The sequence below is a fragment of the Nitrospirillum amazonense genome (assembly GCF_029594735.1).
Taxonomy (GTDB): Bacteria; Pseudomonadota; Alphaproteobacteria; order Azospirillales; family Azospirillaceae; genus Nitrospirillum; species Nitrospirillum amazonense.
The window spans coordinates 839333-852553 of the sequence record NZ_JARPAF010000002.1; the positions used below are offsets into that span (position 1 = coordinate 839333).

The 13221-nt window shown below is 69.0% G+C and carries 6 protein-coding genes; 4 read left to right on the top strand and 2 right to left on the bottom strand.

Translation table 11 applies throughout. The features are described from left to right. Nucleotides 1-3126, top strand: coding sequence for an efflux RND transporter permease subunit (locus P5F91_RS10025; protein WP_246134616.1), 3126 nt, complete (start codon nt 1-3; stop codon nt 3124-3126). Nucleotides 3127-3188: 62 nt separating this feature from the next. Here the strand turns inward: P5F91_RS10025 and P5F91_RS10030 are convergent, their stop codons facing one another. After that, nucleotides 3189-3833: a DUF1345 domain-containing protein gene (locus P5F91_RS10030; RefSeq protein ID WP_145613572.1), complete on the bottom strand. Its 645-nt coding sequence runs from the start codon at nt 3831-3833 to the stop codon at nt 3189-3191. A 355-nt stretch (nt 3834-4188) separates the two neighbouring features. Here P5F91_RS10030 and P5F91_RS10035 point away from each other — a divergent pair, with 355 nt between their 5' ends. Then, the gene (locus tag P5F91_RS10035) at nt 4189-9180 is read left to right on the top strand and encodes an alpha-2-macroglobulin family protein (RefSeq protein WP_186454998.1); all 4992 of its coding nucleotides are present in this window, start codon (nt 4189-4191) and stop codon (nt 9178-9180) included. Nucleotides 9181-9274: 94 nt separating this feature from the next. On the opposite strand, the gene P5F91_RS10040 is transcribed toward P5F91_RS10035, so the two are convergent. Continuing rightward, a complete protein-coding gene (locus P5F91_RS10040) occupies nt 9275-9808 on the bottom strand; it encodes a cold-shock protein (RefSeq protein WP_050898646.1) in 534 nt (177 codons plus the stop codon). Nucleotides 9809-10353: 545 nt separating this feature from the next. Between P5F91_RS10040 and P5F91_RS10045 the strand changes: the two genes are divergently transcribed. Continuing rightward, nucleotides 10354-12066, top strand: coding sequence for a long-chain-fatty-acid--CoA ligase (locus P5F91_RS10045; protein WP_145613569.1), 1713 nt, complete (start codon nt 10354-10356; stop codon nt 12064-12066). Between the two features lie 226 nt (nt 12067-12292). Beyond that, nucleotides 12293-13207 carry a ribokinase gene (locus P5F91_RS10050; RefSeq protein WP_145613568.1) on the top strand — a complete coding sequence of 305 codons (915 nt, stop codon included), beginning with the start codon at nt 12293-12295 and terminating at the stop codon, nt 13205-13207. Nucleotides 13208-13221: the final 14 nt, after the last annotated feature.

Here is a 13221-nt window from a genome sequence, read left to right on the forward strand (position 1 = left end):
ATGAGCAGCGGCAATATCTCCGCGGTCGCCATCCGCCATCCCATCCCGCCCATCGTCCTGTTCATCGTCCTGATCATCGCCGGCATCGTCGCCTATTTCAGTCTGGACGTGACCGGCAGCCCGGATCTCGATTTCCCCGTGGTCACCGTGACGGTCAGCCGTCCGGGTGCCGCGCCATCGGAGATGGAAGTCCAGGTGACCAAGCTGGTCGAGGATGCGGTGTCCAACATTGTGGGCCTGGACCACGTGTCGTCCGACATCACCGACGGCCTGTCCAACACGGTGCTGGAATTCAAGATCGGCTATGACACCGATCGCGCCGTGAACGACGTGCGCAACGCCGTGGCCCGCATCCGCGCCAACCTGCCGTCCGACATCTATGAGCCGCAGGTGGAACGCCAGGACGTTACGGGCGACGAAATCCTGACCTACGCCGTCTCCTCCGACACCCGGTCGGTGGAAGAGCTGTCATGGCTGATCGATAACGACATCAGCCGCGCCATCACCCATGTCTCCGGCGTGGGCGCGACGGATCGCTTCGGCGGCCTGGACCGCGAAATCCGCATCAACCTGGATCCCAACCGCCTGATGGCGCGGGGCATCACGGCGGACGAGGTCAATTCCCAGCTGCGGGCGCTGAACGTCGACCTGCCGGGCGGGCGTGGTGCCGTCGGGACCAAGGAACAGTCCATCCGCACCCTGGGCTCCGCCCGGACGGTGGAGGATCTGGCCAACACCGAGATCACCATCCCGGTCTACTTCGGGACCTTCGCCGGCTCCGCCGCCAAGGTCCGCCTGAGCGACCTGGGCACCGTGACCGACGGCACGTCGGAGATGCGCTACATCTCCCGCTATGACGGCCATCCCACGGTGGGCTTCAGCATCCGCCGCGCCCCCCACTCCTCGGAAGTGACCATCGCCAAGGGCGTGGACGAGGAAATCGACCGGCTCAGCAAGCAGTATCCCGACGTCCACTTCAACCTGATCTTCGACAACGTCAAGTACACCAAGCAGAGCTTCGCCGGTTCGGTGGAGGCCCTGGTCCTGGGCTCCTTCCTGGCGGTGCTGGTGGTGTGGTGGTTCCTGCGTGACGGCCGCGCGACCTTCATCTCGGCCGTGGCCATGCCGCTGTCGACCATCCCGACCTTCCTGGCCATGAAGTGGTTCGGGTTCTCGCTCAACGGCATCACCCTGCTGGCCCTGTCGCTGGTGGTTGGCATCCTGGTCGACGATGCGATCGTGGAGATCGAGAACATCGTCCGACACATCCGCATGGGCAAACGCCCCTTCCAGGCGGCCCTGGAGGCGGCGGACGAGATCGGCCTGGCGGTGGTCGCCACCACCATGACCATCGTCGTCGTGTTCCTGCCCGTGTCCTTCATGTCCGGCATCGTCGGCCAGTACTTCAAGTCCTTCGGCGTGACCGTGGCCGTGGCCGTGCTGTTCTCGCTGCTGGTGGCCCGTCTGATCACGCCCTTGATGGCCGCCTACATGCTGAAGCCGGCGCAGCCCGACCACCATAACGAGGGCGGCCGGTGGATGCGGCAGTACAGCCGGCTTCTGGGGTGGAGCATGAACCACCGCTGGCTGACCGTGCTGGCCGGCATCGGCATCTTCGCGGTGTCGCTGTTCATGGCCGCCATGCTGCCCTCCGGCTTCGTGCCGCCCAGCGACAACGGCCTGTCCACGGTGCAGGTCATCCTGCCCCCGGGCGCCACCCTGGCCGAGACCGACGCCACCACCCAGATGGTGGGCAACATCCTGGCCAAGCGGCCCGAGGTGCTGCACGTCTGGACCCGTGCCGGCCGCAACAACCAGCTGCGCAACGGTGCCGTCACCGCCATCCTGAAGCCCAAGTCCGAGCGCATGAGCAAGCAGGACTTCGAGGCAGCCGTGACGCCGGAACTGAACCGCGTGCCGGGTGCCCACATCGGCTTCAACTCGTCCATCGGCTGGGGCGCCAAGGACATCAGCGTCCTGCTGACCAGCAACGACGGCCCGGCGTTGGAACGCTTCTCCAACCAGGTGCTGGACGAGATGCGGCAGCAGCCCTTCCTGGCCAACGTCACCTCCACCGCGGCCCTGTTGCGTCCTGAAATCCAGATCCGTCCCTTCTTCGACCGCGCGGCGGAGCAGGGGGTGTCCGTGGCCGCCATCGGCCAGGTGGCCAAGATCGCCACCCTGGGCGACCTGGACACCAGCGTGGCCAAGTTCAACCTGGGTGACCGCCAGGTGCCCATCCGGGTGCAGATCGATCCCAAGTACCGCGCCGACATGGACGTGGTGGAGAACCTGCGCGTCCGCACCTCCGCCGGTGACCTGCTGCCGCTGCGCGCCGTCGCCAGCATCGGCATGGGCGCCGGTGCCGTGGAGATCGAACGCTTCGACCGGGCCCGCAAGATCGCGGTCGAGGCCGACCTGCGCGGCATCGAGGTGGGCGAGGCCATGAAGAAGATCAATGAGCTTCCCTCCATGGCCCACATGCCGCCCGGCATCTCCAAGCCCGCCTATGGGCAGACGCAGGAGATGCAGAACATGATGATCGGCTTCGCCATCGCGCTGGCCACCGCCTTCCTGCTGATCCTGGCGGTGCTGGTCCTGCTGTTCCGCAACTTCTTCCAGCCGCTGACCATCATGACCGCCCTTCCGCTCAGCTTCGGCGGCGCCTTCGCGGCCCTGCTGATCGGCCACATGTCGCTCTCCCTGCCGGCCCTCATCGGCATCCTGATGCTGATGGGCATCGTGACGAAGAACTCCATCCTGCTGGTGGAATACGCCATCGTCTCGATGCGCGACCGGGGCATGAGCCGGCGCGAGGCCCTGCTGGACGCCGGCGCCAAGCGCGCCCGCCCCATCATCATGACCACCATCGCCATGGTGGCGGGCATGGTTCCCATCGCCATCGGCGTGGGCAACGACAGCTCCTTCCAGCAGCCGATGGCGACGGCCGTGATCGGCGGCCTGATCACCTCGACCCTGCTGTCCCTGGTGTTCGTGCCGGCGGTGTTCACCATCGTGGACGACATCAACAAGTGGCTGACGCCCAAGTTCGGCCGCTTCATCACCCCGAAGGAAGGGCCCGCCCAGGCCGTCCCCCTGCATCCGGTGGTGAAGAGCGCCGAGTAAGCGCCGGCCGTTCAAGCGATATGCGGGCGGGTCCCTTCGGGGGCCCGCCCGTCTGTTTTTGGTCAGTTGCCCAGCAGACCCGCCCCCAGGTTGACGCCCAGGGCGAGGATGGCGGTGTTGAAGATGAAGGACAGCAGGCTGTGGGCCAGCACGGCGCGGCGGATGGCGGGCCCTTGCGTCGTCACGTCCGACACCTGGGCCGTCATGCCGATGGTGAAGGCGAAGTACAGGAATTCCCAATAATCGGGCTGCTTGCAGCCGGGGAAGTCGATGCCCTTGCCCTCCAGCCAATAGGAATGGGCGTAGTGCTGGGCGAAGATGACATGGACGAAGCTCCACGAGCAGAAGACGGTGGCGCCACCCAGGGCGGCGCTGGCCGCCGCATGGGCCGTGCCCTTGGCGTCCGCCACCTCCATGACGATGGCGGCCAGGGACGCCAGCGCCGCCGTGCTGGTGACCAGCAGGATCACCCACTTGCCTGATTCCAGCTCGCGGGCGCGGGCGCGGATGCTGTCCAGGTTGGCGCGGCCGAAATGGATCAGCACCAGGGCGATATAGAGGATGATGCCGGCGCACCAGCCGATCAGCACGGCGCTGACGGGCGCCGTCGCGCGCGACGCGGCCAGGCCCACGGCGACGCTGAACGCCAGGCCGATGTACAGGCTGGGGTGGTGGCGGAAGGGCTGCAGCGGATTGAAAACGGCCATGGACGACGGCCCCGGCGATCTGGGGAAGGGAAGTCCAGCGTTAAGCCGCTGGCCCACGCGGGGCAAGAGGACAAGAGGAAAGGCCGGCCCGGCGTTTCGACCGAGGGAATAAGCCGCGGGTGAAAGGCGGTGCGGGGGCGCCTTATCGCCATTTCACCCCGTTTCACCACCCGCTATGGCCTTTGGCCTACCGGGGCAAGGTCGAATGGCGGGCCGTACCGACAACGCGCCTGTTGCAATACCGTCCAAAACATCGTCCTCTGGCGCCCTGACTGGCCGGATGTCCATCTATACGGGCGCCGGTCCTCCTGGTTTCTTGCCGTTATTATCTATCGGGGTGGAGGCCCCGCTGCCCATGGTGCGTAGCTTCGCCGCGGCCCTCGCTTTGGCTGTCTTCCTGCCCGCCGCCGCCACAGCTTCCCCCCAAGAGCGCGCGCCGGCGCCGCCGCCGACCGCCCCGGCCCAGCCGGCGAAGCCCGGCCTTGGCACGCCTCCTGGTGTGCCCGCGGGCACGCCCCCTGCGGGGGCGACTCAGGCGCCGGCCGATACGGGCCCCTTCGGCCTGACGGGGCTGGAGGTGAACGCCGAGCGGGACGATCCCGAGGCCTGCTTCACCTTCAACCGGCCCCTGGCCAAGGCGCGCGCCGGCCTGCAGGACCCCTACGCCGGCAAGGTCGAGGTGCTGGCCAAGAACGCCGGCCCCGCCGCCGGGACCGACCCTGGCACGCCCATACAGAAGCCGGTGGTGGTGCGCGACCGCACCCTGTGCGTCCAGAAGCTGGAGCACGGCCACCACTACACCGTGACCCTGAAGGCCGGCCTGCCCGCGGCCGGCGGGGCGGAGACCCTGTCCGCCCCGCAGTCGCGCGAGATCGAGGTACTGAACCGCCGGCCGGTGCTGTCCTTCCGCAGCGGCGGCTACATCCTGCCGCGCATCGGCCGCGACGGCCTGCCCCTGCGCACCATCAACGTGGACCGCGCCCGCCTGCAGGTGCTGCACATCAAGGACCGTTCCTTGGTGGAGCAGATTTATTACGGCCGCCTGAACCAGACGCTGAATGACCTGGACGTCGGCTCCCTGGTGGAAAAGAACGGGGAGCTGGTGTGGCGCGGTGAGATGGCCGTTGGCGCCAAGCGCAATCAGGCGCAGGTGACGCCTTTCCCCATCGATGCCGTCCTGGGCCAGCTGAAGCCGGGCGTCTACGTGGCGGTGGCGGAGGATGCCGGCGCCAAGACCGCCGGCTGGGAAGGCCGCGCCACCCAGTGGTTCATCGTCTCCGACCTGGGCCTGACCACCCTGTCGGGCAGCAACGGCCTGCTGGTCTACGTCCATTCCCTGCGCACGGCGACACCGCTGGCGGGGGTGGAGGTGCGCGTGGCCGCCCGCGACAACAAGGAACTGGGCAAGGTGCTGACCGGTGCCGACGGCGCCGCCCGCTTCGACCCGGCTTCCGGTGCGGCCAAGGGGCAGGCCCTGTTCGCGAGCACCAAGGACGGCGACTTCAGCTTCCTGGACCTGTCTGCGTCCGGCCTAGACCTTGCCGCGCGCGGTGCCGCCGGCCGGCCCTCCCCCGGGGCGCTGGACGCCTACGTCTTCGCCGAGCGGGGCATCTACCGCCCGGGCGAGGTGGTGCACGTCACCACCCTGCTGCGTGATGCCGCCGGCCTGGCGGTGGCGGGCCGTCCGCTGACCCTGAAGGTGCAGCGGCCCGACGGGCTGGAGATTGAGCGCTTCAGCTTGGCCGACCGGGGCATGGGGGGGTACGCCGCCACCGTAGACCTGCCGGGCAACGCCGCCACCGGCACCTGGACCGTGACCGCCCACGCCGACCCCGACGGCCCGGCCGTGGGCACCTTGCGCTTCCAGGTGGCCGACTTCGTGCCGCCGCGCGTGAACCTGGACCTGACCGCCGACCAGTCCCGTGTGGGACCGGACGGCGCGCTGACGCTGGACATCACCGGCCGTACGCCCAGCGGCGCCCCGGCGGCCAACCTGGCCGGCACCCTGTCGGTGACCCTGCGTCCGGCGGCGGATCCTTTCCCCGAGCTCAAGGGCCCGCAGTTCCAGGGCTATCGCTACGGCCTGGCGCAGGAGGATGCGGTCCCGCGGCAGGAGACGCTGCCCGGCTTCGCCACCGACGCCAATGGCGTGGCCAGCGTGGCCGTGTCGCTGAAGGGCAAGCTGGACGGCTCCCGCCCGCTGGAGGCTGTGGTCCACGCCGCGCTGTTCGACGTGGGCGGCGGCACGACGGGCCACGACCTGGTGGTGCCGGTGGAACGCCACCCCTACACCATCGGCATCCGTCCCCGTTTCAACGACGACGCCGTGCCGGAGGGGGCGACCGCCGCCTTCGACGTCATCGCCGTGTCGCCGGACGGCAAGCCCTTGGACAAGGGCCAATTGTCCTACGACCTCTATGAGGAACGCCTGGATTACGTCTGGTTCGAGGCCAACGGTAGCTGGGACTACAAGCCCCAGGTGCACGACCAGAAGGTGACGGGCGGCACGCTGGCGGCCAGCGCCAAGGCGCCGGCGGGTGTCGAGGTGCCCGTGTCCTCCGGCCGCTACCGGCTGGAGGTATACGACCCGGCCACCGGTGTGGCGGGCAGCGTGCGCTTCGCCGCCGGTTCCTGGGTCAGTGCGCGGTTGGGTGAGACGCCGGACGCGGTGGAGGTGACGGTGAAGGGGGCCGTGGGCGGGGGCCCGCTGGCGCCCGGGGGCAAGGCCGCCGTCTTCGTGCGCCCGCCCTACCGCAGCACCGTGCTGATCACCCTGGCCGACCGCGCCGTGCGCCAGACCCTGACTCGTGAGATCGGGGCTGAGGGCGCCCTGGTGGAAATCCCGGTCGATGCGGACATCGGTGGCGGCGCCTACGTCATTGCCAACGCCTTCGCCCCGGTGGAGGCCGGCCGCCGCTCGCTGCCGCGCCGCGCCGTGGGTGTGGACTATCTGCCGGTGGCCATGGCCGGCCACACGCTGACGCCCAAGGTGGACGGCCCGGCGGAGGCCAAGCCACGCCAGACCGTCCACATTCCCATCCAGGTGCCGGGCGTGGCAGCGGGCCAGGGCGTGCACCTGGTGCTGGCCGCCGTCGACCAGGGCGTGCTGGACCTTACGGGCTACAAAACGCCCGACCCCGAGGCCTGGTTCTTCGGCCAGCGCCAGCTGGGCGTGGACATCCATGACGTCTACGGCCGCCTGACGGCGCCCCATGGTGCCGCCGGGGCCGCGCCGCCGGCGCCGGTCCCGACCTCTGACGCCGTGCCGCCGCGCGGCGCCCCGGTGGTGGCGCTCTATTCCGGCATCCTGCCCGTGGGCAATGACGGCAAGGTGCAGGTGCCGCTGGCCCTGCCGGACTTCCAGGGCCGTCTGCGCCTGATGGCCACCGTCTGGTCCGCCGGCGCGGTGGGCCACGCCGACCGGGTGCTGTCGGTGCGTGACCCGGTGCAGGCCGACATGGCGCTGCCCCGCTTCCTGGCGCCGGACGACACGGCCCGCCTGGCCCTGACCTTGAACAATGTCAGCGGCACGCGCGGCAGCTACACCGTCACCCTGCAGGCCGAGGGCCCGCTGTCCTTCCCCGTCGACACCGCCAACCGTGGCGTGGGCGCCAAGAAGCGCAAGGGCAAGGACGTGGTGCGGCCGGAACCGCGCGAGATCGTCGTCGTCTTCCACGGCCTGGCCAAGGGCGGCAAGGTCACCCTGAATCGCGTGGTGAAGGGGGTGGCCGTGGGCTCCGGGCGCCTGCTGATGACGGTAAAGGGGCCGGAGGGCGTGGTCCTGACCCGCGAGTTCGCCGTGCCGGTGCGGGGCAACCTGCCCGTGGTCACCCGGCACCAGACGGTGGATATCCGCCCCGCCACGACCGTCCAGGTTTCGGCCGAGTCGGCCCAAGGCCTGCGCCCGGAAACCGCGGTATCGGGCCTGGCGCTCAGCCCCCTGCCGGAGCTGGACGTGCCCGGCCTGCTGATGACCCTGGACCGCAACCCTTACGGCTCGTCGGAACAGATCGCCAGCCGTGCCCTGCCATTGCTCTATCTGGGCGACGCCGGCAAGGCGTTGGGGCTCTACACCGACGCCACCTTGCGGGAACGCATCGACCGCGCCATCGACAAGCTGCTGACCCTGGAACGGGCGGATGGCGGCTTCGCCCTATGGTCGGCCGACGGCGCGGCGGAGCCCTGGCTGTCCGCCTATGTCATGGACTTTCTGACCCGGGCGCGCGACGCCGGGCATGCCGTGCCGGACGCGCCCTACCGCAAGGGCCTGGACTGGCTTGTGCGCAGCATCGGCAACAGCTGGGTGGAGCCGGCGGACCTGCCGGCCCGCGCCTATGGTCTGGCCGTGGTTGCCAAGGCCAAGGCGGTGGACGCCACGCCGGTCCGTTATTTCTATGAAACGTTCTGGGATAAGCTGCCCACCCGCCTGGCCCGCGCCCATGTCGCGGCCGCCCTGGCCGCCGTGGGCCTGCCCCAGGCCCAGGACGCTTACAATCGCGTGGATGGCCTGCGCATCACCCTCCCGGGCATGCGCGACTTCGGTTCCGACCTGCGGGACCGGGCTGCCAGCCTGGCGCTGCTGGCCGAGGGGAACGCCCCGCTGGACCGCGTGACCGCCCAGGCCAGGGAAGTGCAGGGTCTGCTGCGTGAGCCGGCGCTGATCAGCAGCCAGGAACGCGCCTGGCTGCTGGTGGCTAGCCGTGGCCTGATGCAGCGCTCCGGTTCCATGACGCTGGGCTTGGCCGGCCAGGCGGCGGCCGAGACCCGGCCGCTGGTCCGCCGGCTGGAGATCGGCGGCCGCCCCCTGGCCGTCCACAATGGCGGCCAAGCGCCGATACAACGCACGGTTGCTGTTGCCGGCATTCCCCTGGCGGAAGGCCCGGCCACGGCGACCCCCGCCGGGAACGGCCAGGGCTATACCATTGAACGACGCCTGCTGGACCTGAAGGGGCATCCGGTGGACCTGGCGCGCATCCACCAGAACGATCTGCTGGCCGTGGTGCTGTCCGGCAAGGTGGAGGGCACGGCGCCCACCCAGGTGCTGGTCAGCGACCCGGTGGCCGCTGGCCTCGCCATCGAGACGGTGCGCATCGCCCGGGGCGGCCTGCCGCCCGAGCTGGCAGGCGCCGTGGGCGACCTCAGCGACGCCACCCATGTGGAAGCGCGGGAGGACCGCTACGTCGCCGCCGTGGATCTGGCCGGCGACCGCCGCGAATTCCGCCTGGTCTACCTGGTGCGGGCCGTCCTGCCCGGCACCTACTCCCTGGCGCCGTCGCAGGTGGAGGAATGGACCTCCCCCAACCACCAGGCCATCGGCACCGCCGGCAGCATTAGTATCTTGCCGTAGCCGGGCCCATAGGCGATTGCGGTAAAGAAACAGCCCCGGAGGCGATGGCTTCCGGGGCTGTGATCTTTCCGGGGCAGGGGAGAGAGGCGCGGCCTCAGGCCAGGGCCACCCAGACCGCTTCACGGCCCTTGGGCGCGTCAGCGATGCGCATCTGCACCCGCTGGCCTTCGTCCAGGTGGTCCATGCCGCAGCGGCGCAGGACGCTCTTGTGCACGAAGACGTCCTTGCCGCCGTCGTCGGCCAGGACGAAGCCGAAGCCCTTGTCGGCCTTGAACCATTTGACGGTGCCGTCGATCTCGATCTCCGACCCGGTGGGAACCCGGTCGCGGGTGCGGGGGGCGGGGCCGCCGCTGCGCTCCGGCGGTGCCGCGGTGCCCGTCACTTCCACGATGCGCAGCACCTGGGGGCCCTTGGGACCCGCGCCGATGGTGCACAGCAGTTCCGTTCCCTCGGTGATGTCGGCCAGGCCGGCGCGGCTGATCACCGAGATGTGCAGGAAGGCGTCAGGCGTTCCATCCTCCAGGGCGACGAAGCCGAATCCCTTTGAGGTATTGAACCATTTAACCTGGGCCTTGGCCGGGAGACCCTCCTCCTGGCTGAAGGCGTCATACGATCCGAAGCGTGGCACGAGGCAGTACCTTCCCGATTGCGCCGGGTTCGCCCGAACGGGCGCCGGCCCGATGATCTCACCTCCCAACAACCGCCGTTCCGGGTGCGTCCGGTGCGTCCGGAACTGTCCCTGGTTTTCTTCCAATGCGGCAGCTTAACCCGTCTTAATGGTAAACATAAACTCCTGGGGACCGCTACTGTAATGTGTGGGGAAATGTTGCGCTGCGGCAGGGGCTTCGTTCCTTTCATCCACAGGGCTTGGGCACCCGGCCGGGGCCGGTTTCATGGCGGCGCCCAAACACCGGCGGCAACTTGGGGTTGCCGGCTGCCGGGCCTGCGGCCGGGCCCCCGCACCCGTCCGCTGCATGAAACGCTTGAGTAGCGTCCCCGATGCAGGCACGTTACCGCCCTAGACCGGGGATGGATGCCCCGGCATATCGGTTGCCGATACGACCGCCGGGTATGCGTCCCTCGTCGCCAGGTCGGCACCCTGAGCTTCAAATCACGAATTGGAGCGGTGGCACCCCATACCTGAGAGGAGGGCCGCCCCTGGGGAGAAAACGTATGATGGCCGACCCGGCCGTGAGTGCGGCGCACATTTGGGAACATAGCTATCCGACGGGCGTGGACTGGAACGCGCCCATACCGGTGAAGCCCCTGACGGACCTGTTCGACAGCTCCGCGGCGCGCTTCGCAGACCGGCCCTTCATCGATTTCCTGGGAAAACGCTACACCTATCGCCAGGGCGCCGACATGGTGGACCGGGTGGCGAAGGGGCTGCAGGCGCTGGGTGTCGGCCGGGGCAGCAACGTGGGCCTGTTCCTGCCCAACACCCCCTATTCCGTCTTCTGCTACTACGGCATCCTGAAGACCGGCGCCACGGTGGTGAACTTCAATCCGCTGTACGCGGAGCGCGAACTCGTCAAGCAGATCAATGACTCCGAGGTGGAGATCATGATCACGGTCGACGTGCCGCAGTGCTACGACAAGCTGGTCCTGATGCTGGGCCAGACTTGCCTCAAGACCATCGTCACCGGCCGCATGGCCGACATCCTGCCCTTCCCGAAAAGCCTGCTGTACCCGCTGGTGAAGCGGAAGGACATCGCCCACCCGCCGTCTGATGGCCATAACCTCAGCTTCCGCGCCCTGACGGCCAACGACGGGCGCTATGCCCCCGTGACCATCAACGCGGTCGAGGACGTGGCCGTGCTGCAGTACACCGGCGGCACCACCGGCGTGCCCAAGGGTGCCATGCTGACCCACGCCAACCTGACCGCCAACACGGTGCAGTCGGCGCTGTGGTTCTACCAGGGCCGGCCGGGGCAGGAGCGCATGCTGGGCGTGCTGCCCCTGTTCCATGTCTTCGCCATGACGGGCGTCATGAACCTGTCGATCTACCTGGGCGCGGAGATGATCCTGCTGCCCCGGTTCGAGATCGAGCAGGTGCTGGACACCATCGACAAGAAGAAGCCGACCCAGTTCCCGGCGGTGCCCACCATCTACACCGCCATCAACAACTACAAGGACCGGGCCAAGTACGACCTGTCCTCGCTGGCCTTCAGCATCTCCGGCGGCGCGCCGCTGCCGCTGGATGTCTGCCAGACCTTCGAGGGCCACACCGGCTGCAAGCTGGTGGAGGGCTACGGCCTGTCCGAGTCGTCGCCCGTCGCCACCGTCAACCCCATCGACGGCCCGGTGGGTGGCAAGGTCAAGGTGGGCTCCATCGGCCTGCCCGTGCCCGGCACCGTCATCGAGATCATTGATGTGGAGGACGGCAAGACCCCGGTGGCCCAGGGCCAGCGGGGTGAGGTCTGCATCAGCGGCCCGCAGGTCATGAAGGGCTACTGGAAGCGCCCGGATGAGACGGCGCAGACCCTGCGCAACGGCCGCCTGCACACCGGCGACGTCGGCTACATGGATGAGGACGGCTACATCTACATCGTCGACCGCATCAAGGACATGATCCTGGCCGGCGGCTACAACGTCTATCCCCGCAACGTGGAGGAGGCGATCTACCTGCATCCGGCGGTGAACGAATGCATCGTGCTGGGCGTGCCCGATCCCTATCGCGGCCAGACGGTGAAGGCCTACATCAAGCTGACCGAGGGCCACACCCTGACGCAGGCGGAGCTGTGCGACTTCCTGCGCGACAAGCTGTCGGCCATCGAGCTGCCCAAGCAGGTGGAATTCCGTACCGAGCTGCCGAAAACCATGATCGGCAAGCTGTCGCGCAAGGCCCTGCTGGATGAGCTGGAGGCGCAGAAGAAGGCCTCCTGAGTTTAGCTAAGCCGCCCTCAGGCGCCGGGCGCGGCCATCCGGCGGCTTGGCTTCCTCCCTTTGCAGTCCGCTCCGCTCCCCGCAAAGGTCCGGCGGATGCGGTCGCATCCTGTAGCTGCATGAGATTCAAATCTCATGCAGCTGATATTAGACTGAAGCGCGGCGGCGGTGCCCAGGCAACGCCGCCGTTCTCTTTTGATCCATCCGCCCTGTTCCGAAGGTTCCCATGCCCAAAGTCGTCGTCGCCGGCAGCATCAACACCGATGTCCTCACCACCATGCGGCGGGCGCCGCGCCCGGGGGAGACGGTCAGCGGTGAGACCGTGGCCTTCGGCCGGGGCGGCAAGGGCCTGAACCAGGCCATCGCCGCTGCCCGCCAGGGCGTGGCGGTGGAGTTCGTCGGCCGTGTGGGGCGCGACGCCTTCGGCGACCAGGCGCTGGCGTTCTTCCAGGCCAACGGCGTGGGCACCAAGGGCATCGCCCGGACCGACACCGCCACCGGCACCGCCATCGTCATGGTGGACGCCAGCGCCGAGAACAGCATCGTCGTCATCCCCGCCGCCAATGGCGAGGTGTCGCCGGCCGACCTGGAGGCCGTCACCATCGCGGCGGGCGACATCCTGGTCAGCCAGTTCGAAATCCCCCGCGCCACCATCGCCGCCTTCTTCCGCCGGGGCCGCGCCGCCGGCGGCCTCACCGTGCTGAACGCCGCCCCGGCCCTGGATGACGCGCCCGACAGCCTGTGGGCCGACGTCGACATCCTGGTGGTGAACGAGACGGAGCTTGGCCACTTCGCCGGTGTCGAGGTGCCGGGCGACGCGGCGGAGGACGCCGTCGCCGCGGCCGCCCGCCGCCTGATGCGGCGCCCGGGCCAGACCGTGGTGGCCACCCTGGGTGTGCGCGGCGCCCTGGCGGTCACGGCGGATGACCAGGTCAGCGTGCCTGGCCGCAAGGTCAAGGCGGTGGACACCACCGGCGCCGGGGATTGCTTCGTGGGCTCCCTGGCCGCCCGGCTGGCCCTGGGAGATACGCTGCCCCAGGCCATGCGCCACGCCAACGGCGCGGCCAGCATCGCCGTGACCCGGGTGGGCGCCGGCGACGCCATGCCCACCGCTGACGAAGTGCTGGCGATCCTGATCTAAACTGCCCGGCAAGC